This window comes from Kitasatospora sp. NPDC015120, assembly GCF_043080305.1.
In the GTDB taxonomy this organism is placed as follows: domain Bacteria; phylum Actinomycetota; class Actinomycetes; order Streptomycetales; family Streptomycetaceae; genus Kitasatospora.
Genome location: NZ_JBIBVJ010000001.1, coordinates 284,852 through 305,200 on the forward strand (window position 1 = coordinate 284,852; position 20,349 = coordinate 305,200).

18 protein-coding genes and 1 riboswitch are annotated in these 20,349 nt (G+C 75.4%); of the genes, 9 read left to right on the top strand and 9 right to left on the bottom strand.

All coding sequences use genetic code 11. The features are described from left to right. Entirely contained in the window at window positions 1-1,323 is a 1,323-nt protein-coding gene (locus ACF1AK_RS01235) for a DUF58 domain-containing protein (protein WP_391496696.1), read from the top strand. After that, complete coding sequence (locus tag ACF1AK_RS01240) at window positions 1,320-3,776, top strand: transglutaminaseTgpA domain-containing protein (RefSeq protein WP_391496697.1); 2,457 nt, start codon at window positions 1,320-1,322, stop codon at window positions 3,774-3,776. Before ACF1AK_RS01235 ends, ACF1AK_RS01240 begins: the two co-directional genes overlap by 4 nt. Window positions 3,777-3,973: 197 nt before the next feature. Here the strand turns inward: ACF1AK_RS01240 and ACF1AK_RS01245 are convergent, their stop codons facing one another. The 3 genes from ACF1AK_RS01245 to ACF1AK_RS01255 form a co-directional block, all read right to left on the bottom strand. Next, window positions 3,974-4,363, bottom strand: coding sequence for a DUF3040 domain-containing protein (locus ACF1AK_RS01245; RefSeq protein WP_380286855.1), 390 nt, complete (start codon window positions 4,361-4,363; stop codon window positions 3,974-3,976). Window positions 4,364-4,772: 409 nt separating this feature from the next. Then, on the bottom strand, window positions 4,773-5,525 hold the full coding sequence (locus tag ACF1AK_RS01250; RefSeq protein WP_391496698.1) for a methyltransferase domain-containing protein: 753 nt from the start codon (window positions 5,523-5,525) through the stop codon (window positions 4,773-4,775). 97 nt (window positions 5,526-5,622) lie between these two features. After that, complete coding sequence (locus ACF1AK_RS01255) at window positions 5,623-6,234, bottom strand: SAV_6107 family HEPN domain-containing protein (RefSeq protein ID WP_391496699.1); 612 nt, start codon at window positions 6,232-6,234, stop codon at window positions 5,623-5,625. A gap of 485 nt (window positions 6,235-6,719) precedes the next feature. On the opposite strand from ACF1AK_RS01255, the gene ACF1AK_RS01260 reads away from it, so the two are divergent. Together ACF1AK_RS01260 and ACF1AK_RS01265 are read left to right on the top strand one after the other, a co-directional pair. Beyond that, window positions 6,720-7,367 (top strand): DUF4126 domain-containing protein, encoded by a 648-nt coding sequence (locus tag ACF1AK_RS01260; RefSeq protein WP_391496700.1) that lies wholly within the window; start codon window positions 6,720-6,722, stop codon window positions 7,365-7,367. Between the two features lie 10 nt (window positions 7,368-7,377). After that, on the top strand, window positions 7,378-8,883 hold the full coding sequence (locus ACF1AK_RS01265; RefSeq protein WP_391496701.1) for a phytoene desaturase family protein: 1,506 nt from the start codon (window positions 7,378-7,380) through the stop codon (window positions 8,881-8,883). A 676-nt stretch (window positions 8,884-9,559) separates the two neighbouring features. Here ACF1AK_RS01265 and ACF1AK_RS01270 read toward each other — a convergent pair. Continuing rightward, window positions 9,560-10,426, bottom strand: a complete 867-nt coding sequence (locus ACF1AK_RS01270) for a hypothetical protein (protein ID WP_391496702.1) — start codon at window positions 10,424-10,426, stop codon at window positions 9,560-9,562. A gap of 122 nt (window positions 10,427-10,548) precedes the next feature. Next, entirely contained in the window at window positions 10,549-11,463 is a 915-nt protein-coding gene (gene metF, locus ACF1AK_RS01275) for a methylenetetrahydrofolate reductase [NAD(P)H] (protein ID WP_391496703.1), read from the bottom strand. A gap of 223 nt (window positions 11,464-11,686) precedes the next feature. Here metF and ACF1AK_RS01280 point away from each other — a divergent pair, with 223 nt between their 5' ends. Beyond that, complete coding sequence (locus tag ACF1AK_RS01280) at window positions 11,687-12,793, top strand: polyprenyl synthetase family protein (RefSeq protein ID WP_391496704.1); 1,107 nt, start codon at window positions 11,687-11,689, stop codon at window positions 12,791-12,793. 112 nt (window positions 12,794-12,905) lie between these two features. Here the strand turns inward: ACF1AK_RS01280 and thiE are convergent, their stop codons facing one another. Genes thiE through ACF1AK_RS01295 form a run of 3 tightly spaced genes read right to left on the bottom strand, consistent with a single transcriptional unit; the run spans window position 12,906 to window position 15,230 of the window. Then, window positions 12,906-13,580, bottom strand: a complete 675-nt coding sequence (gene thiE / locus ACF1AK_RS01285; RefSeq protein ID WP_391496705.1) for a thiamine phosphate synthase — start codon at window positions 13,578-13,580, stop codon at window positions 12,906-12,908. Next, complete coding sequence (locus ACF1AK_RS01290; protein ID WP_391496706.1) at window positions 13,577-13,942, bottom strand: Rv2175c family DNA-binding protein; 366 nt, start codon at window positions 13,940-13,942, stop codon at window positions 13,577-13,579. The genes thiE and ACF1AK_RS01290 overlap by 4 nt, the downstream gene beginning before the upstream one ends. A 58-nt stretch (window positions 13,943-14,000) precedes the next feature. Then, on the bottom strand, window positions 14,001-15,230 hold the full coding sequence (locus ACF1AK_RS01295) for an NAD(P)/FAD-dependent oxidoreductase (RefSeq protein ID WP_391496707.1): 1,230 nt from the start codon (window positions 15,228-15,230) through the stop codon (window positions 14,001-14,003). Window positions 15,231-15,325: 95 nt separating this feature from the next. Continuing rightward, a riboswitch (TPP riboswitch) is annotated at window positions 15,326-15,438 on the top strand. Here ACF1AK_RS01295 and thiO point away from each other — a divergent pair. The 4 genes from thiO to pknB all read left to right on the top strand — a co-directional run bounded on the left by thiO (window position 15,430) and on the right by pknB (window position 19,526). Continuing rightward, window positions 15,430-16,593 carry a glycine oxidase ThiO gene (gene thiO, locus ACF1AK_RS01300; RefSeq protein ID WP_391496708.1) on the top strand — a complete coding sequence of 388 codons (1,164 nt, stop codon included), beginning with the start codon at window positions 15,430-15,432 and terminating at the stop codon, window positions 16,591-16,593. Its footprint overlaps the riboswitch before it by 9 nt. After that, the gene (gene thiS / locus ACF1AK_RS01305) at window positions 16,590-16,811 is read left to right on the top strand and encodes a sulfur carrier protein ThiS (RefSeq protein WP_380284762.1); all 222 of its coding nucleotides are present in this window, start codon (window positions 16,590-16,592) and stop codon (window positions 16,809-16,811) included. The genes thiO and thiS overlap by 4 nt, the downstream gene beginning before the upstream one ends. A 3-nt stretch (window positions 16,812-16,814) precedes the next feature. Then, window positions 16,815-17,612: a thiazole synthase gene (locus ACF1AK_RS01310; RefSeq protein WP_391496709.1), complete on the top strand. Its 798-nt coding sequence runs from the start codon at window positions 16,815-16,817 to the stop codon at window positions 17,610-17,612. 126 nt (window positions 17,613-17,738) lie between these two features. Further along, window positions 17,739-19,526, top strand: a complete 1,788-nt coding sequence (gene pknB, locus ACF1AK_RS01315; RefSeq protein ID WP_391497334.1) for a Stk1 family PASTA domain-containing Ser/Thr kinase — start codon at window positions 17,739-17,741, stop codon at window positions 19,524-19,526. A gap of 32 nt (window positions 19,527-19,558) precedes the next feature. Here the strand turns inward: pknB and ACF1AK_RS01320 are convergent, their stop codons facing one another. Then, on the bottom strand, window positions 19,559-20,188 hold the full coding sequence (locus ACF1AK_RS01320; RefSeq protein ID WP_391496710.1) for a molybdopterin-dependent oxidoreductase: 630 nt from the start codon (window positions 20,186-20,188) through the stop codon (window positions 19,559-19,561). Window positions 20,189-20,349: the final 161 nt, after the last annotated feature.

Below are 20,349 nucleotides of genomic sequence, written 5' to 3' on the forward strand. Positions count from 1 at the left end.
GTGGGCCCGTCCGACGGACCGTCGGGCCTGCGCGCCGGCCTGCGCGGCCTCACCACCCGCGGCCGCTCCTTCCTCGCCGCCGGGCTGACCGCCGTGGTCTGCGCGTACCTGCTCGGCCAGGACGCACTGCTGCGCGTCGGCGTCCTGCTCGCCGTGCTGCCGCTGGCCGCCGCGCTGCTGCTGGCCAACACCCGCTACCGGGTCGCCAGCGGACGCCGGCTCACCCCGCACCGCGCGGTGGCCGGCCAGGAGGCCCGGGTGCACCTGCGGGTGGACAACGTCTCACGGGTCCCCACCGGCCTGCTGCTGCTGGAGGACAAAGTCCCGTACGTGCTCGGGCCGCGCCCGCGGTTCGTGCTGGACCGGGTCGAGCCGCGCGGCCACCGCGAGGTCTCCTACCGGGTCCGCTCCGACCTGCGCGGCCGCTACCCGCTCGGCCCGCTGCAGCTGCGGCTCTCCGACCCGTTCGGGATGTGCGAGCTGAACCGCTCGTTCTCCGCCTCCGACGTGCTCACCGTCGTCCCCCAGGTGCTGGCGCTGCCGCACGTGCGGCTCAGCGGCGAGTGGGCCGGGCAGGGCGAGAGCCACACCCGCTCCCTCGCGCTGGCCGGCGACGACGACGTCATCCTGCGCGAGTACCGGGCCGGCGACGACCTGCGCCGGGTGCACTGGAAGTCCACCGCCCGCTACGGCGAGCTGATGGTCCGGCGCGAGGAGCAGCCCCGCCGGGCCCGCGCCACCGTCCTGCTGGACACCCGCGAGACCGGCCACCGCGGCAGCGGCCCGGCCTCGTCCTTCGAATGGGCCGTCGGCTGCGCCGCCTCCGTCGCCGTGCACCTGCTGGAACGCGGGTACCAGACCCGGCTGCTCACCGACACCGGCCACGCCGTGCCCGGCATCGAGGGCGACGGCGGGCACGGCGCCGCCGTCACCTCCGGCGTCATCCTGGACGCGCTCGCGGTCGTCGACCTCTCCGACGGCGCCGGGCTCTCCCGCGCCGAGGAGCCGCTGCGCTCCGGCGGCGAGGGCCTGCTGGTGGCCGTCCTCGGCGAACTCGACGAGGAGCAGACCGCCCGGCTCGCCCGGCTGCGCAGCCGCACCGGCGGCGCCGTCGCCTTCCTGCTCGACACCGGCACCTGGGCCGGGCTGCGCCTGCTCGCCCCCGACACCGGCGGCGAGGAGTTCCGCGACCGGGCGCGCCGGCTGCGCGAGGCCGGCTGGACGGTGCTCACCGTCCGCGCCGGCGACTCCGTCCCCGAGCTGTGGCGGGCCGCCGACCGGGCCGAGTCGTCCGCCCCCTACCGAGAAGAGGCCGGCGCGTGACCACCCGGGCCAAACTGACCGTGTACTCGGCGCTGGCCACCGCCCTGGCCGCGCTCTGCCTGACCCCGCTGCTGACCTCCAGGGGCTGGATCGCCCACGCCTTCCTGGTGGTGACGGTCCTCGCGCTGGTGGGCGCCGGGCTGCGGCGCACGCCGTTCTACCGGTGGACCGTCCCGCTCGGCCAGCTGCTGGTGCTGTTCGTCCTGCTGCTGCTCGGCTTCGCCTCCTCCTCCGCGGTCTTCGGCGGCATGGTGCCGGGCACCGAGTCGGTCCGCACCCTCGGCCGGGTCCTCGCCCAGGGGTTCACCGACGTCCGCGACTACGCCATCCCCGCCCCGCCCAACCCCGGGCTGCGGATGATCCTGGTCGGCTCGGTCGGCCTGATCGCCGTCGCGGTGGACACCGTCGCGGTCACCTACCGCCGCTCGGCCCTGGCCGGGCTGCCGCTGCTAGCCCTCTACTCCGTCGGCAACGGCCTGGCCGGCGACCAGGGCAGCTGGCTCTGGTTCGCCACCGCCGCCGCCGGCTACCTGCTGCTGCTCTTCGCCGAGGGCCAGGACCGGGTCTCCCGCTGGGGCCGGATCTTCCGCGGCGCCGAACACGGTGAGGGCGGCGGCCTCGGCGCGCTCGGCCAGGGCGGCCGTCAGGTCGGCGTGGTGGCGCTGGTGCTCGCCCTGCTGCTGCCGGCCTTCCTGCCGCGCTGGGGCTCGGGCCTGCTGCACAGCGGCTCCGGCACGGCCGCCGGCCGGCACGGCGGCGCGGGCGTCAGCAGCCTCGACCCGCTGGTCGCGCTGACCGGGGCGCTGCCCAACCCCCGTCACGTCGAGCTGTTCACCTACTGGTCGGAGGGCAAGTCCGCCGGCTCCACCTACCTGCGCACCGGGGCGCTGGACGTCTTCGACGGCGAGACCTGGAAGCGCGGCTCGTCGAACACCGTGCCGTTCACCGGCGCCCTGCCCGCCCCCGAGGGCCTGGGGCCCGTCGACGTGCCGGAGGCCAAGACCGAGGTCATGATCGGCAACCGGCTGGACGACGCCTGGCTGCCGCTGCCCTACCCGGCGCGGACGGTCAACCTGCGCGACACCTCCGCCTGGCAGCTCGACCCGGCCACCGCCAGCGTGCTCCCCGCCAAGGACAAGGCGATCAAGGGCCTCAAGTACGTGGCCACCGGCCTGGAGGTGCAGCCCACCGCCACCAGCCTGCGCACCGCGCCCAAGCCGGCCGAGCGGATCACCCGGCAGTACCTCACCGTTCCCGAGCTGCCCCCCGTGGTCAAGCAGACCGCGCTCGACATCACCAAGAACGCGCCGACCCAGTACGACAAGATGGACGCGCTGCGCGCCTGGTTCACCGGCCCGGCGTTCACCTACGACGCCACCACCAGGACCGACAGCGGCGGCGACGCGATGGCGGACTTCCTCGCCCGCCGCCGCGGCTTCTGCGTCCACTTCGCCTCCACCATGGCGGTGATGGCCCGCTACCTCGGTGTCCCCTCCCGCGTCGCGCTCGGCTTCACCCCCGGCGACACCAAGGGCGGCAACGTCTACTCGGTGACCGACGCGATGTACCACGCCTGGCCCGAGCTGTACTTCGAGGGCTACGGCTGGCTGCGCTTCGAGCCCACCCCGACCCGCGGCATCCAGCCCGACTACTCCGACCCGGTCTCCGCCCCGGCCACCCAGCCGACCACCGCCCCGGTCCCGCAGCCGCAGGCCACCGCGCCGGTCGAGACGCCGTCCGCCAACCCCGACTGCGACGCCAAGCTGCGCCGCACCGGCGACTGCGGCGACCGGCGCGACACCGCGGCCGGCACCGACCAGGGGTTCACCCTGCCCTCCGGCAAGACCCTGGCCGCGCTGGTCGTCGCCCTGCTCGCTCTGGTGCTCCTGCTCACCCCGATGGTCTGGCGCGCCCTGCTGCGCCGGCGCCGGCTGGGCGCGGGCGGGCGGCGCGGCCCCGGCGGGCCGGGCGGGCCGGGACCGGACGGGCTCACCGACGCCCAGGTGCTGGCCGCCTGGGACGAACTGATCGACTCCGCCTGGGACCTCGGCATCCCGCCGGACGAGTCGCGCACCCCGCGCGCCGCCGCCCGCCGGATCGTCGAGACCGGCGAGCTGGACGAGGCCTCGGCGGCGGCCGCCGGCCGGGTGGCGCTGGCCACCGAGCGGGTGCTCTACGCCCGCTCCGCGCAGGTCGGCGAACCGCTGGCGGCCGACGTCAGGACCGCCCGGGCCGGTCTGCGGGCGCGGGTCGGACGACGGGGCCGGATCAGGGCGCTGCTGCTGCCGCCGTCCTCCGCCCAGCTGCGGTGGCGGCTCTCGGACGCGCTGCTGACCGTCCGGCTGCGGACCGGCGCGCTGGTGGCGCGGGCGGCCGGGGCGGTCGGCGGACCGGTCCGCCGGGCCCTGGGCCGACGCCGGCGCCGCGGCCCGGGCGGCGGCGGGGAGTCCTGACGGGCCCGGACGCACCGCGAGCCGAACGCACCACGAGGGCGGGCAGTCGCTCGACTGCCCGCCCTCGTCGTGTCCGTCGCGCTGTGCGGACCGGTGTCCGCTCCGGTGCCCGTACCGTCCGGCGGTACGGGCCGTGAGGTCTCCGTGAAGGTCTCCGTGGGATGGTCGCCAGGGTGGCCGCGGGGCGGCCCCGGGTCTCAGAACCCGCCGGTCTGCTCGTCCCGCCGGCGCTGCCAGCGCTGCTCGACCCGGTCCATCATCCCGGCCTTGCGGCGGGGCGCGGCGGCCTGGCCGCCGGAGCGCTGCGCCTGGCCGGCGGGGGCACGGCGCCAGCCCGTCACCGCGAAGACGGCGCATCCGAGCATCACCAGGAAGCCCACCACGCTGACCCAGATCTGGTCGACGACCATGCCGCCCATCAGCAGGCCGATACCGACCACGAAGCCGCCGACGGCCAGGTAGACCCGTCGGCGGGTGTAGGTGCGCAGACCGCTTCCCTCAAGCGCAGACGCGAATTTGGGATCTTCGGCATACAGCGCTCGCTCCATCTGGTCGAGCAGTCGCTGCTCGTGCTCCGAGAGCGGCACGGAGTCCTCCTACTCGTCGGTCGCGGGTGCGACCGGTCCGCCGCCCCGGTCGGGGTGGCAAGTCCAATCAGCCTTCAGAACACGCGGTCGGACGCCTGTGCGGGGGGCCCGGGCCCGTGTCGTCCATATGCCCCGAGCATCCGGCGGTCATGCTTTCCGGCTTTACCCAGATCATACGGTCCACGGGCCCTCCGCGGAGTGGTCGACCACGCGTGGGCCCGGCCACTTCGGCGGCTCCTCACCGCACCCTCACCAACGCGGAGGGCGCCGGACAAGTGCCCGATCCATTGGAATCGGCCCGGACCTGGGGAGATCCCGGGGAGAAGGCGGGGAGACGGGCGGGGGGCGTGCCGGAGATCCGTCGGCGAACGGAGGGAAGTCCGCCGGCGAACGGCGGTCGGCCGTCCGGTCAGCCCAGGGTGGCCAGCAGGTGCAGCTGGGTCGCCACCGCGTGGAAGGCGGGCTGCCCGGCGGCGGCCTCCTCCAGCTTGAGCAGCGCGTCGAGCGCGCCCGGCTCGGTGTCCACCAGGACGCCCGGCACCAGGTCGGCGAAGACCCGCACGCCGTGCACCGACTCCACCCGCAGTCCGGCCCCGGCCGTCAGCCGGTCCAGCTCCTCGCCGGTGAAGCGGCGCGGCATCGGGTCGTTCGCGCCCCAGCGGCCGTCGGCGGCACCCAGCACCGCGCGGGCGTCGTCGAAGTGGCCGCCGAGCGCCCGGGCGAGGACGGCGCCGTTGCGGTTGGCGGCCAGCAGGCTCACGAAGCCGCCCCGGCGCAGGGTGCCGGCCAGGCTGCCGAGCGCCTCGGCCGGGTCGTCGACGACCTCCAGCACGCCGTGGCAGAGCACCGCGTCGACGCTGCCGGGCGCGACCAGCTCGGGGAGCGTCTGGGTGTCGCCCTGCACGGCGCGCACCAGGTCGGTCACGCCGGCCTCGGCGGCCCGGCGCTCCAGCGCGAACAGCGCGTCCGGGCTCGGGTCGACCACCGTGACCCGGTGGCCCAGCCGGGCCACCGGCACGGCGAAGTTGCCGGTGCCGCCGCCGGTGTCCACGACGTCGAGCACCGGCTGGTCCAGCTCGGCCACCCGCTTCTCCAGGGCGGCGCGCACCACCTCCCACACCACGGCGGTACGCAGGGCGCTGCGGGGACGCGTCGGGTACAAGGCGGGGCTCCTTGGCACGTGCAGTGTCGATCAGGTTGCCTCCACCTTAGGCCACCAGGCACGGTCCGCCCCGGCCGCCGTTCGGCCGCCCCTTCCCTCACCCGGCCTCGCGCACCTCCTCCCCCGGCGGAGCGTCCGCCGGCCGGCCGGCGGCGTCGTCCACGCCGTCCAGCGGCAGACGCGGGGCGGGCGGGGCGGCGTGCAGACCGAGCAGGCGCTCGACCAGGCGCAGGAACAGCGCCGAGTTGCGGACCAGGTCGTCCGCGTCCCGGGCCGAGGCCGAGCCCCGGATGCCCGCCTCGGCGGCTGCCCGGCGGCGCGCGCCCGCCGCGAAGTACGGGGCCCACTCGGCGAGTTCGGGTGCCACCTCGGGCAGGACCTCCCAGGCGCTGCGGATCGCCCGGCGCCGCCGCTCGCTCTTCTCCGGGCGCCCGCGCACGGCCAGGACCGCCGCGACGGTGCGCAGCGCCGCGAGGTGCGCGGCGGCGTACCGCTCCAGCGGGTCCTCCAGGGTGCGGGCCCGGGCCAGGGTGCGGTGGGCCTCGGCGAGCAGGTCGAGCGCGGCGGGCGGGGCGGCGCTCCGGCGGAGCACCGGATGCACGTCGGCACCGGCGGACGGCCGGTGGGCGGAGGGGCGCGGGGCGCTCCCCGGTCGGTAGGCGGCGGAGTGGAGGCGGGCGGTGACGGGCTCAGGGTGGCTGATGGTCATGGTCTCCCCCGTTCCGAGGCAGCGCGCGGGCCGGGTGGCCCGTGCCCCTCCATCGTGAACGGCACCACTGACAATCGGGCCCCGCGGTGCGCCCGCCCGACCTGCCCCCCGAAGCGCCGCCCCCCACGAACGGCACTTCGGAACGTCCGCCCCCCCGGGCGCCGGCTCCCCCGTGGCCCGCTCCGCCGCCCCGTGCCGGCGGTGCGCGGCCTCCGGCCGGCTCCGGTGCGGACGGGCCCGCGGCGCTGCGCCGGCCGTCCGCTCCTGCGGGGCGGGGCGCCCGACGCGCCGCCGACCCGGTGTGACCACTGTGACGTCCGTGCAGGTCGGAGGCCATCCGCGCAGATACTCAATCGTCCGTCTGAGTATCCGTACTCAGACGGTCCGGACGGGAACCACCGGCCCCGGCGGCGGCGTCCCGGTACGGTACGGCGAGCCGGGCCGACTCCGGCGGGGACTGCGAGCAGGAACGGACGGGGAAACGGATGACGATCGTCCCGCTGATCTTCACCAGCGGACTGGCGAGCGGGATCAACGCGTACGCGGTGGTGCTGCTGCTCGGCCTGCTGGGCCGGTTCGCCGGGGCCGAGTCGGTGCCGGCCGCCCTGGAGCGCACCGATGTGCTGCTGGCGGCCGCGGTGCTGTTCCTGCTGGAGGCGGTGGCCGACAAGATCCCGTACGTGGACAGCGTCTGGGACGCCGCCCACACGGTGATCCGGCCGGTCGCGGGCGCGACCGTCGGCGCGCTGCTCGCCTCCGCCGACCCGGGGTCCCTGGGCGAGGTCGCGGCGGGCGCGATGGGCGGCACGACGGCGCTGGTCAGCCATCTGGTGAAGGCCTCGCTGCGGATGGCGGTCAACACCTCCCCCGAGCCGGCCAGCAACATCGTGGTCTCGCTCGCCGAGGACCTCTCGGTGGCCGGGCTGGTCACGCTGGCGATCTTCCACCCGTGGCTGGCCGCCTCGATCGCCGCCGTCCTGCTGCTGGCCGGCGTCCTGCTGGTGTGGTTCGCGATCAACCGGATCCGCGCCTTCCGCGCCCGCCGTCGCGAACGCCGCGCCGCCCACGCCGCCGGGGCGGCCGGGCCCGCGGCCGGGCAGCCGGTGGCCGGGGGAGGCATCCGGCGGTCCTAGGATCGGAACCATGGCACGGATCGTCATCATCGGCGCAGGTATGAGCGGGCTCGCGGCGGCTTCCCGGCTGGCGACCCTCGGGCACAAGGTGACGGTCTGCGAGGCACGGGGCGCCTACGGCGGCATGGTCGGCCGCTACGAGCGCGACGGCTTCGCCTTCGACACCGGCCCCGGGCTGCTCACCCTGCCGGCCGTCTACCGCGACCTCGCGCTGAAGACCGGGCGGGAGCCGCTGGAAGAGCTGGTCGAACTCGGCCCGGTCGACCCGGAGAGCCGGCACCTGTTCCCCGACGGGACGGCCGTGTCCCTGCCCAACGCCTCCCGGGGCGGCGTGATCCAGGCCCTCGACCAGGCCTTCGGCCCGGGCGCGGGCGAGCAGTGGGCCGGTGTGCTCAACCACGGCCGCACGGTCTGGGAGGCCACCCGCCGCCCGCTGCTGGAGGAGCCGCTGCCTGCCGACCCGGCGCCGCTGCACACCGACCCGTACCCCGTACCCGCCCCGGCCCGGCGCGGCCTGTTCGGCCGACGGCGCGCCCCGCGCCAGTGGACGCTCGCCGACGTCGCCGCCGAACAGCTCGGCGGGCACCCTGGCCTGACCGCTCTGCTGCACGAGCACGCCCTGCGGTTCGGCCTCGACCCGCGCACCGCCCCGGCCGGGGCGACCGTGCTGCCGTACATGGAGCAGTCCTTCGGCGTCTGGTACGTCAGGGGCGGCCTGCGCGCGCTGGCCGACGCGGTGTACCGCCGCTGCGAGCAGCGGGGGGTGGAGTTCCGCTTCCAGACGCCGGTGGCGAAGGTGGTCGTCCGTGACGGCCGGGTGTGCGGCGTGCAGACCAAGGGCGACCGGATCGACGCCGACCTGGTGGTCTCCTCGATCGACGCCCGGGTGCTGCACACCCAGTGGATGGGCCCGGCGGAGAGTTCCGACGAGTGGCCCGCCGCCGCCGGGCGGCTGCACGGCGTGCCGGGCCGGGTGAGCGTGCTGCTCGCGCTGCGCGGCGCCCGGCCTGCGGGCACGGCGCACCGCACGGTGGTGCACGCCGGTGACCCGGCGGCCGAGCTGGCCGGCGTCTTCGACCCGGGCGCGCCGCTCGCCGACCGGCCGACCGTACAGGTGCTGAGGCCGGACGACCCGTCGCTGCACCCGGAGGGGCACGAGGCCGTGGTGCTGACCGCGACCACCCCGTCGCTCGACCTCGACTGGGGCGCGCCGGGGGTGGCGGACGCCTTCGCCGACCGGATGCTCGCCCACGTCGACGCGGCCGGCCTGAACCTGCGCGAGCGGCTGCTCTGGCGCGCGGTCCGGACCCCGGAACACACCGAGCGCGAGGCCGGCTCCTTCTTCGGCTCCGTCCCGCCCCCGGCCCTCGCCGGCCTCGACGGCACCCTCCTCCAGGCCCCCAACGAGGACCACCCCGGCCTCTACCTCACCGGCGGCGCCGCCCACCCCGGCGGCGGCCTCGCCCGCGTGGGCATGTCCGCCTGCATCGTCGCCAACCTCATCGGCCCCGCCTGACCGCCACCCCCACCGATACGTCCGGCCCAGAAAGCCGCCCCCGCCGACTTCCCGCTCCAGTCACCCACCAGCGAACCACCCGGAGCAGAAAGTCGGACCGGCCGACTTCCCACTCCACGCCCGGGCCGAACCTACGCGCATAGACCCGCCTCGCGGCCCAACTTCTCGCACTCCAAGCCCGGGCGAAGGCGTGCGACCCCGCGCAGGAAGTCGGGCCCGCCGACTTTTCCCTCCGCGGCACAGAAATCTACGCGCATAGATGCTCTGGTGGAGCGCCGGCCAGGCCCCCCTCGCGCAGGGTCCGGCCGGGCCTCGGCGGGCGTGCGCCGACACGGAAAGTCGGACCCGCCGACTTCTCGCGCGGACAGCCAGCGACAGGGCAGCCGGAGCAGGAAGTCGGCCCGGTCGACTTCCTACTCCGCGCTCCGCAATCTACGCGCATAGATACCCCTCGCGGGAGCAGAAAGTCGGGTGGGCCAACTTCTCGCTCCCGAGGCCAGGCTTCGACCTCGGCAGGCAGGCGCGCGGGATGGAAAGTCGGGCCCGCCGACTTCTCGCGCGGGCGGCGGCGATGGAGCGACGACCGGAACAGGAAGTCGGACCGGCCGACTTTCCACTCCGGGCCGGGCATATCTACGCGCATAGATTGCCTAGTGGGAGTGGGGAGTCGGGTGGGTCAGGGTTGCTGCTGCCAGGTGGGGGGCTGCTGCTGGTAGCCGTACTGGTCGTAGTGCGGCTGCTGGGGCTGCTGGGGGATGCCGGTGATGGGTTGGTCGGGGTGCGGCTGGGGCTCGGTGGGCTGCCACTGCTGCTGGTCGTAGCCGTACTGCGGCTGCGGCTGCTGCTGATAGGCGGCGTAGGGGTCGGGCTGCTGCTGCTCATAGCCGTACTGCGGCGGCTGCTGCTGCGCATAGCCGCCGTAGCCCTGGTCGTAGCCGACGGGCTGCTGCCACTGCTGCTGGTCGTAGCCGTACTGCGGCTGCTGCTGCGCCGGGTCGTAGCCCACCTGGTAGGCCTCGGTGTACGCGTCCTGCTGCGGCTGCTGCTGCTCGTAGTACGCCGGTGCGTAGACGCCGTCGGCGGCGAGCTCCTGCATCTCGAAGGCGGCGGTCTGCTCGACGGCCGTCTCCTCCACGGCCGGCGCCGCGGCCGGGGCCTCCTCGACCGCGCCGACCTCGCCGACCTGCTCCACCGCGACCGCCGTCGCCGCGACCACCGCACCCCCGCCGGTGAGCGCACCGAGGAGCGGCACCCGGGCGAGCGGCCCGGGCAGGCTCCCGTCCGCCGCGCGCAGCGACCACCCGGCCGCGTACCCGCGCTTCACCGAGAGCGTCACGAAGGTCTGCCCGACCGCGAACATCGCGGCGCCCGCGCCGATCACCGGGACCGAGCCGACGGCCATCCCGCCGGCCACCGCGAGGAAGCCGCCGAGGGCGAGTCCGCGCCAGTGCAGCGGAGCCCGGTTCTGGAACAGCAGCTCGGCGACCAGCCAGAGCGCCACCACCGCCAACGCGCCGTACAGCAGCAGGTATCCGATGCCCATCCCGCCCGCTACCTCCAGTCGCGTGCCCGCGCCCGCCGCGCGTGTGCGGCGACTGTACCGGTTCAACGGCCCGGGTACCGCATCGCGTTCCCGTCCTCCGCGGGCACGCGATCCGGCGCAGCTCAGCGCCGGTGCAGACCGAGGTTCTGGTAGATCTCCAGGGTCGCCGTCGAGTGGTTCAGCGTGATGAAGTGCAGCCCGGGGACGCCCTCCGCGAGCAGCCGCTCGGACATCGCGGTGGCGTGCTCCATGCCGATCGCGCGCAGCGCCGCCGGGTCGTCGACGACCGCGCGCAGCCGGGCTTCGAGGTCCGGCGGGAACGCCGAGCCGCTCAGCTGCGGGAACCGCTCCAGCTGCTTGGCGTTGGTGACCGGCATGATCTCCGGGATGATCGGCGTGTCGCAGCCGGCGGCCGAGACCCGGTCGCGCAGCCGCAGGTAGTCGTCGACCTCGAAGAACATCTGGGTGATCGCGTAGTCGGCCCCCGAGCGGACCTTCGCCACGAAGTGCCGGATGTCGTCGTCCCAGTTGGTCGAGCGCGGGTGCATGTTGGGCGAGGCCGCCACGCCGACGCAGAAGTCGCCGATGCCCTTGATCAGCTCGACCAGCTCGTACGCGTAGGTGACGCCCTGCGGGTGGCTGATCCACTCGCCCAGCGGGTCGCCGGGCGGGTCGCCGCGCACTGCGAGGACGTTGCGCACGCCCTGGTCGGCGTACTGGCCGATGATGTTGCGCAGCTCGGCGACCGAGTGGTCGACGGCGGTCAGGTGGGCGACCGGGGTGAGCGTGGTCTCGGTGGCGATCCGGCCGACCATGTTCACCGTGCGCTCGCGCGAGGAGCCGCCGGCGCCGTACGTCATGCAGACGAAGTTGGGGTCGAGCGGTTCGAGCCGCCGGATGGCGTCCCAGAGCTTCTGCTCACCGGCCTCGGTGCGCGGCGGCATGAACTCGAAGGAGAAGGACCGCTTTCCCGCAGCCAGGAGGTCGCGGACCGTCTGTGCGCGGTCCGGTCTGGTCGAAGCGATACCGAGTGCCATGATGGCAGGTTAGCCGTCGGCGGAAGGGCACGGACAACTCGGTTCCAGCCTTTGAGACGCCGGATGGACGAGGGGTGGACTCCGGATGGACGACGCCGCCCCCGGCGATGGTGCCGGTACGAACACCGGTCCGCGCGACCGGGCCGGAGCCCGTGCGCACACCTGTTCCCCTCCGCCCCGGATACGCTTGCGCTGCACCCCAGCTACCCTCCGGAGCCCCATCGTGACCTCGTCCAGCCACCGGCCGGCCAACCCGATTGACGTGGAGGACGTGCGCGAGCGCGTCAACGCCGCCCTCGCCGGCTTCATGGACGGCCAGTCGGCCCTGCTCGGCAAGGTCTCCCCGCAGCTGGAGCCGGTCACCGAGGCGCTGCGCGACTTCCTGCTGGACGGCGGCAAGCGGCTGCGCCCGGCGTTCTGCTACTGGGGCTGGCGCGGCGCCGGCGGCCCGGCGGCCGGCGAGGGGATCGCCCGGGCGGCGGCGGCCCTGGAGCTGCTGCAGGCCAGCGCGCTCGTCCACGACGACCTCATGGACCGCAGCGACACCCGGCGCGGCCTGCCCTCGGTGCACCGCCGCTTCGAGGCGATGCACCGTGAGCGCGGCTGGCGCGGCGACCGCGAGCAGTACGGCGCCTCGGCGGCGGTGCTGCTCGGCGACCTGCTGCTGATCTGGTGCGACGAGCTGTTCCTCAACTGCGGCCTGGACCCGGCCGCGGTGCTGGCCGCCAAGCCGGTGTTCGACCTGATGCGCACCGAGGTCATGGTCGGCCAGTACCTGGACGTCCTGGAGCCGGTCGCCGGGGACTCCACCGACGAGGGCGCCCTGGAGCGGGCGCAGACCGTCCTGCACTACAAGTCGGCCAAGTACACGATCGAGCGACCGCTGCAGGTCGGCGCGCTGCTGGCGGGCGCCCCGTCCCGGCTGGTGGAGGCGTACGGGGCGTTCGGCCTGCCGCTGGGCGAGGCGTTCCAGCTGCGGGACGACCTGCTCGGCGTGTTCGGCGATCCGGCGGTCACCGGCAAGCCGGCCGGCGACGACCTGCGCGAGGGCAAGCGGACGCTGCTGGTCGCGCACGCCATGCGGGGGCTGCCGGCCACCGAGGCGCGGTACCTGGACGAGCGCCTGGGTGCGCCGGACCTGACCGCCGGGGAGGTCGCCGGGCTGCGGGAGCTGGTGGCCCGCAGCGGCGCGCCGGAGCGGGTGGAGCAGCGGATCGAGGAACTGCTGCGCCAGGCGCTGGCCGCGCTGGAGGCGGCCCCGCTGGCGGACCCGGCGGCCCGCGGGACGCTGCTGGCGCTGGCCGGGGCCGCCACCGCCCGCAAGTACTGACACGTACTGCCACGCACTGCGCCGGACGCCGGAAGGACGCACGGACGGGCGCCGGGCACCCGCGGCGCAGCACGGACAGGACGGACGGGACGGACGGCGGCGGCCCCGCCGGTCAGACCTCGCGCAGCCGGCGGGCGAACGCGGCGGCCGCGGCCCCCGGGTCGTCCGCGGCGGTGATGGCCCGCACGACCACCACCCGGCGGGCGCCGGCGGCGAGCACCTCGTCCAGGTTGCCGAGGTCGATGCCGCCGATGGCGAACCACGGCCGCGCGGTCCCCAGCTTCGCCGCGTACCCGACCAGGCCGAGGCCCGGCGCGGGGCGGCCCGGCTTGGTCGGGGTCGGCCAGACCGGGCCGGTGCAGAAGTAGTCGACGCCGGGTTCGGCGGCGGCCGCGTCCACCTCGGACTCGGCGTGGCAGGAGCGCCCGATCAGCACGTCCTCGCCGATGATCGCCCGGGCGGCGGGCACCGGCAGGTCGTCCTGCCCGAGGTGCAGCACGTCCGGGCCGGCCGCATGGGCGACGTCGGCGCGGTCGTTGACGGCGAGCAGCTTGCCGTGCCGGCGGCAGGCGTCGGCGAAGACCTCCAGCGCCGCCAGCTCCTGCCGGGCCTCCAGGCCCTTGTCCCGGAGCTGGACGATGTCCACGCCCCCCGCCAGCGCGGCGTCCAGGAACTCGGCGAGGTCGCCGCGCTCGCGCCGGGCGTCGGTGCACAGGTAGAGCCGGGCGTCGGCGAGCCGGGCGCGGCGGTCGGTCGTGGCCGGGTCGGTCGTGGCCGGGTCGGTCACAGCGCCATCGCCTGGGCGCGGCGCTTGACCTCGGTGGCCCGGTTCTCCCAGAGCGCCTGGACGGGGGTGCCGGGCAGCGACGGGTCCTCGGTGAACATCCACTCAAGGATCTCCTCGTCGCTGAACCCGCTGTCGCGCAGCACCGTCAGCGTGCCGACCAGGTGCTTGACCGGGCCGGTCTCGTCGATGAACGCCGCCGGGACCTGCAGCGACTTGTTGGGGCCGCGCCGGACGGCGATCAGGTCACCCTTCTTGACCATGTTGCGGACCTCGGTGACCACCACACCCCACTGCTCGGAGATGTCGGGGAGGTACAGCCACGCGGGGACCAGGGCTTCAATCTTGGCTTCGATCTCACTCACAAGCACCAGACTGCCACCTCGGCGGCCCGCCGCGCACCAGCGGGTCCGCCGCCCCGCGCTAGCCGGCGGCCAGGGCCGCCTTCAGCGGGACCGCCGGGTCGGCGGCGCGGGCCGGGTCGAGCACGGCGCCGCGCTCGGCCAGCCGCCGGCCCTGGGTCAGGTCGCGCGGCCGGCCCACCGCGAGCAGCGCCCGCAGGACGCCGTCGCGCAGCCACAGCACCGACCAGTGCGCGTCCTGCGGCGAGCCGCGCCACAGCAGCTCGTCGTCCGCGCCGTGCCGCCCGGCGTACTGGACCATCCGCCCGAACTGCTCGGACCAGAAGTACTGCACCGGGTCGTACGGCGGCGCGTCCGTGCCGAGCAGGGTGGCGGCGACCGCCGCGCCGGACTGCAGCGCGTGATCCCAGTGCTGGACGGTGACCCGGGTGCCGGAACGCGCCGAGGGGTAGCTGACGCAGTCGCCGGCCGCGAGGACGCCGGGCACGGTGGTGCGCAGCCGCTCGTCGGCCAGGACGGCGCCGGCCGCGTCCAGGGCGACCCCGGTGCCGGACAGCCAGCCGGTGGCCGGGCGGGCGCCGATGCCGACCACCACCTCGTCGGCGGGCAGGTGCGAGCCGTCGGCGAGCAGCACCGCGCCCGGCTCGACGGCGGCGACGCCGGTGCCGCAGCGCAGGTCCACCCCGGCCTCGGCGTACCAGGCGGCCATCGCCCGGCCGACCTCGGCGGGCAGCGCGCCAGGGACGGGGGCCGGGCCCGCCTCGACGACGGTCACCTCGCAGCCGGCCGTCCGGGCGGCGGTGGCCACCTCGGCGCCGATCCAGCCCGCGCCGACCAGCACCAGGCGCAGTCCGGGGCGGAGCAGGGCGCGCAGCGCGAGCGCGTCGTCCAGGGTGTGCAGCAGGTGGGCGCGCTCGGCGCCGGGCAGGGCGCGCGGCTCGGCGCCGGTGGCGATCACCAGCGCGGTGTACGGCTCGTCCCCGGCGTCGGTGTGCAGCACGCCCGCGCCGCCGGGGCCGCCGGGGGTGAGGCCGGTGGCCCGGCGGCCGGTCAGCAGTTCGACGTCCAGCCCGGCGAAGTCGAGGTCCAGGGCGGTGCTGTCGGTCTTGCCGAGCAGGACGTCCTTGGAGAGCGGCGGCCGGTCGTACGGGGCGTGCCGCTCCTCGCCGACCAGCGTGATCCGCCCCCGGAAGCCGTCGCGCCGCAGCACCGTGGCGCACCGCGCCCCGGCCAGCCCGGCGCCGACCACGACCACCCGGTCCGTCCGTCCCGTTCCGCTCAGCTCATCCACGCCGTCACTGTACTGAGCCCGGTCCGAGGTCTCCGGACCTAGGCCGCCCCCTTCGCCGGCGCCTTTAGGGGCGACGCCACCCGGAGTTAAGGTGGGGGCACCATCACGGGAGCCCGGCGGACCGGGCTGAGAGGCGGGCTGGCACGGCCCGCGACCGTCCGAACCTGATCCGGGTCATTCCGGCGAAGGGAGAACAGCTTTGACACGCCTGGGACGGGGCGCCCACGCCGAGGTGCTGGTCATCGGCGGTGGGATCATCGGACTCGTCGTCGCCTGGCGGGCGGCCCAGCGCGGTCTGCGGGTCGTCGTGGTCGATCCCCGGCCGGGCCACGGCGCCGCCCAGGTCGCGGCGGGCATGCTCGCCCCGGTCACCGAACTCCAGTACGGCGAGGAGCCCCTGCTGCGCCTCGGGATGGCCTCCAACGAGCGGTACGCGGCCTTCGCCGCCGAACTCACCGAGGCGAGCGGCGGCACGGACACCGGTTACCGGCAGTGCGGCACCCTCGCCGTCGCCCTCGACTCCGACGACCGCGCCGAACTGCGGGAGCTGCACGCCTTCCACCAGCGGCTCGGCCTGGACTCGCAGTGGCTCACCGGCCGCGAGGCCCGCCGGCTGGAGCCGATGCTCGCCCCCGGCGTGCGCGGCGGCCTGCACGTCACCGACGACCACCAGGTCGACGGCCGCCGGCTGGCCGAGGCCCTGCTGCACGCGTGCGGGCGGACCGGCGTGGTGGTGCACCGCACCGAGGTCACCGAGCTGCTGGTCGAGCGCGACCGGGCGGCCGGCGCCCGGCTGGCCACCGGGGAGAGCGTCACCGCCGACCGGACCGTGCTCGCGGCCGGCTCGCGCAGCCATCTGCTGCCCGGCCTGCCCCCGGGCGTGCTGCCGGCCATCCGCCCGGTCAAGGGCCAGGTGCTGCGGCTGCGGGTGCCGGAGGCGTACCGGCCGTTCCTCTCCCGCAACGTGCGCGCCGTCGTCCGCGGCGGCCACCTCTACCTGGTGCCGCGCGAGAACGGCGAGCTGGTGGTCGGCGCGACCACCGAGGAGCAGGGCCACGACACCACGGTGACCGCCGGCGGGGTGTACGAGCTGCTGCGCGACGCGCACGAGCTGGTCCCCGGCATCACCGAGCTGCCGCTGGTGGAGACCGGCGCCGGGCTGCGGCCCGGCTCGCCGGACAACGCGCCGCTGCTCGGCCCGACCGCACTGCCCGGGCTGGTCGCCGCCACCGGCCACTACCGCAACGGCGTCCTGCTGACGCCCGTCACCGGCGACGTGCTGGCCGAGTACCTGGTCACCGGCACCCTGCCGGAGCTCGCCCTCCCGTTCTCCCCCACCCGATTCACGAAGGTCCCGGCATGAGCCCCCGCACGAGCGACATCCCCCTGAGCGTCAACGGCGAGCCCCGTGAGGTGCCCGCCTCGACCACCCTCGCCGAGGTGGTCGCCACCCTCAGCCAGGCGCACTCCGGTGTGGCCGCCGCGCTGAACGAGGCCGTGGTGCCGCGCGCCGAGTGGCCGCGCACACCGCTGTCGGCGGGCGACCGGATCGAGATCCTCACCGCCGTCCAGGGGGGCTGACCGATGGCCGACGACCTCCTCACCATCGCCGGGACGTCCTTCTCCTCCCGGCTGATCATGGGCACCGGCGGCGCTCCCAGCCTGGAGGTGCTGGAGCAGGCGCTCCGGGTGTCCGGCACCGAGCTGACCACGGTGGCGATGCGCCGGGTGGACGCCGGCACGCAGGGCTCGGTGCTCGACGTGCTGACCCGCAACGGCATCCGGGTGCTGCCCAACACGGCCGGCTGCTTCACCGCCGGCGAGGCCGTGCTGACGGCCCGGCTGGCCCGTGAGGCGCTCGGCACGGACTGGGTGAAGCTGGAGGTGATCGCCGACGAGCGGACCCTCCTGCCGGACCCGATCGAGCTGCTGGACGCCGCCGAGACGCTGGTCGACGACGGCTTCACCGTGCTGCCGTACACCAACGACGACCCGGTGCTGGCCCGCAAGCTGGAGGACGTCGGCTGCGCGGCGATCATGCCGCTGGGCTCGCCGATCGGCTCCGGCCTCGGCATCCGCAACCCGCACAACTTCCAGCTGATCGTGGAGGGCGCGGGCGTCCCGGTGATCCTGGACGCCGGCGCCGGCACCGCCTCGGACGTGGCGCTGGCGATGGAGCTGGGCTGCGCCGCGGTGATGCTGGCCTCCGCCGTCACCCGGGCCCAGGACCCGGTGCTGATGGCCGACGCGATGCGGCACGCCGCCGAGGCCGGCCGCCTCGCCCACCGGGCCGGCCGGATCCCGCGCCGCTTCCACGCCGAGGCGTCCTCCGCGATGGCCGGCCGCGCCGACCTGGACACCCGCGAGCACCCGGCGTTCTGAGGGTCCGACATTCCGGATTATTGATCCGATCATCATCCCGGTGTCACAAACCGGGCACAGAGCGGCCCCGGGGGCGGTGTCCCCCGGGGCCGGCGCACCCCCACGCCCTAGACTCGCCGGGTGGACATGGCATTGCGCGACCCCCTGATCGGTACCCTGCTCGACGGCCGGTACCGGGTCGAGCGGCGGATCGCCGCCGGCGGGATGTCCACGGTCTACCAGGGCAACGACACCCGGCTCGACCGGATCGTGGCGCTCAAGGTGATGCACCCCTCGCTGGCCGGCGACACCGCGTTCACCACCCGTTTCATCCGCGAGGCCAAGGCCGTCGCCCGGCTCGCCCACCCCAACGTCGTCAACGTCTTCGACCAGGGCGCCGACGGCGGGCACGTCTTCCTCGCCATGGAGTACGTGCCCGGCGGCACCCTGCGCGACCTGCTGCGCGACCGCGGCGCGCTCTCCGTCCGGGCCGCCCTGGACATCCTGGAACCGGTGCTCGCCGCCCTCGGCGCCGCCCACCGGGCCGGTCTGGTGCACCGCGACGTCAAGCCCGAGAACGTGCTGATCACCGACGACGGCCTGGTGAAGGTCGCCGACTTCGGCCTGGTCCGGGTGCTGAACGCCGCCGACGGCGCCACCACCTCCACCACCGCGACCGCCGGCACCGTGCTCGGCACCGTCTCCTACCTCGCGCCCGAACAGATCCGCCCCGGCGCCGAGACCGACCAGCGGGTGGACGTCTACGCGGCCGGCATCCTGCTGTACGAGATGCTCACCGGCTCCCGCCCGCACACCGGCGAGAACCCCGTCCAGGTGATGTACCGCCACCTGCACGAGGACATTCCGCCGCCGTCCGCCGCCGTCCCCGGGGTGACGCCCGAGCTGGACGCCATAGTGGCGGGCGCCTGCGCCCGGGACCGCGCGCACCGCCCGCACGACGCGGTCGAGCTGCTCGCCGCGCTCCAGCGGGTCCGCCGGGGACTCACCCCGGCCCAGCTGGACGCCGAACCCCCCGCCGCCACCCGCACCGGCGGGCGGTACGCGGCCGGCGAGGCGACCTCGGTGCTCACCCCCGTGCTGCTGCCGCCCCCGGTCGAGCGCACCAGCGTGCTGGACGTGCCGCCGGACGTCATGGACCAGTTGCTCACCGAGCCGCGCCCGTACGACGAGCCACCGCCGGAGCGCGCCCCGCGCCCGCCGCGCGCCCGGCGCAGCCGCTCCACCACCCGCCGGGTGCCGCGCGGGCCGCTGATCTGGACGGCCGTGGTCCTCGCCGTGGCCCTGCTGGTCGGCGGGGCGACGTACGCCATCTCCGGCGCCGTGTACGGCACCGTGCCGGGCGTGCTCGGCAAGAACCGGACCGAGGCGGAGCGGATCCTGGACGCCGCCGGCATGCACGGGAAGGTCTCCGAGGTGTACAGCGAGTCCGTCCCGGCCGGCCAGGTGATGGCGGCCGACCCCGGGGTGGGCACCCGGACCAGGAAGAGCGACGCCGTCACCCTCACCGTCTCGCGCGGGCCCAAGCGGATCGCCGTCCCCGACGTGACCGGCCGCCCGGCCGCGCAGGCCGCCTCGGCGCTGACCGGGGCGCAGCTGACGGCCGGCACGGTCACCGAGACCTACCACGACACCGTCGCCGAGGGCTCGGTGATCAGCAGTTCACCGGCGGCCGGACAGCAGGTGCCGGAGAACACGCCGGTCGCGCTGGTGGTCAGCAAGGGCATGGTGCCGGTCCCGGACGTCACCGGGATGTCCAAGGAGGCCGCGGAGAAGGCGCTCCAGGCGGCCGGGTTCTCGATGCAGAGCAACGGGGTCAACCTGTTCGGCACCGGCAAGGTGACCGGCCAGTCCCCGGCGGCGGGCGAGCGCCGCCCGCAGCGCACCGTGGTCACGGTCACCTTCCCGTTCCTCTAGGCCCGGAACCGGGCCGGGCCCGGAGGACGCCGCTACCGCAGCGGCCCGTCGCCCGGCTCCTCCTGGTGGGTGTAGCGCTGCTCCCGCCACGGATCGGCCCGGTTGTGGTAGCCGCGCTCCTCCCAGAAGCCGCGCCGGTCGGCCCGCATGTACTCGACCGCCCGGACCCACTTCGGGCCCTTCCAGGCGTACAGCCGCGGGACCACCAGCCGCACCGGGAAGCCGTGCTCGGCGGTGAGCGCCTCGCCGTCCCGGTGGGTGGCGAGCAGGGTGTCGGGCGCGGCGAACTCCTCCAGCCGCAGGTTGGCGCTGTAGCCGTACTCGGCCCAGACCATGACGTGGGTGACGCCGGTGTCCGGCGGCACCAGGTCCAGCAGGACGGCGGCGGGCACCCCGGTCCACTCGCCGTCGAGCACCGAGAACCTGGTCACGCAGTGCAGGTCGGCCCGGACGGTGGTGCGGGGCAGCGCGTTGAAGCCCTCGAAGTCCCAGCTGTGCTTCTCCGCCGAGGCGGTCGCGCCGAACACCTGGAGGTCCCAGGTCAGCGGCTTGAAGCGGGGCACCGGGCCGTAGTGCAGGGCGGGCCAGCCGCGCTGGACGCGCTGGCCCGGCGGGAGCCCGGGGTCAGACGGCGGCGGCGGTTCTTGTTCGGACTGACCCATGGATCCATGGTGACAGACGGCGGGCGACGCCCGGCGCGCGCCCCTTCACCACCCCGTGCGCCCGCTCGCACGGGGCAAGAGCGGAGCGTGCTCTTCCCGTGCGCCGCCCTGCGCGCGGGGCAAATCGGATATTCCGACACATGTCCTAGTGAGTGTGAACT

Bases quoted from the DNA above. Each gene is read 5' to 3' on its own strand.
- ACF1AK_RS01270 (WP_391496702.1), bottom strand. From the start codon at position 10,426: ATGGGCATCGGATACCTGCTGCTGTACGGCGCGTTGGCGGTGGTGGCG.
- ACF1AK_RS01260 (WP_391496700.1), top strand. From the start codon at position 6,720: ATGACGATCGTCCCGCTGATCTTCACCAGCGGACTGGCGAGCGGGATC.
- ACF1AK_RS01310 (WP_391496709.1), top strand. From the start codon at position 16,815: ATGGCCGACGACCTCCTCACCATCGCCGGGACGTCCTTCTCCTCCCGG.
- ACF1AK_RS01265 (WP_391496701.1), top strand. From the start codon at position 7,378: ATGGCACGGATCGTCATCATCGGCGCAGGTATGAGCGGGCTCGCGGCG.
- metF (WP_391496703.1), bottom strand. From the start codon at position 11,463: ATGGCACTCGGTATCGCTTCGACCAGACCGGACCGCGCACAGACGGTC.
- thiS (WP_380284762.1), top strand. From the start codon at position 16,590: ATGAGCCCCCGCACGAGCGACATCCCCCTGAGCGTCAACGGCGAGCCC.
- ACF1AK_RS01255 (WP_391496699.1), bottom strand. From the start codon at position 6,234: ATGACCATCAGCCACCCTGAGCCCGTCACCGCCCGCCTCCACTCCGCC.
- ACF1AK_RS01320 (WP_391496710.1), bottom strand. From the start codon at position 20,188: ATGGGTCAGTCCGAACAAGAACCGCCGCCGCCGTCTGACCCCGGGCTC.
- pknB (WP_391497334.1), top strand. From the start codon at position 17,739: ATGGCATTGCGCGACCCCCTGATCGGTACCCTGCTCGACGGCCGGTAC.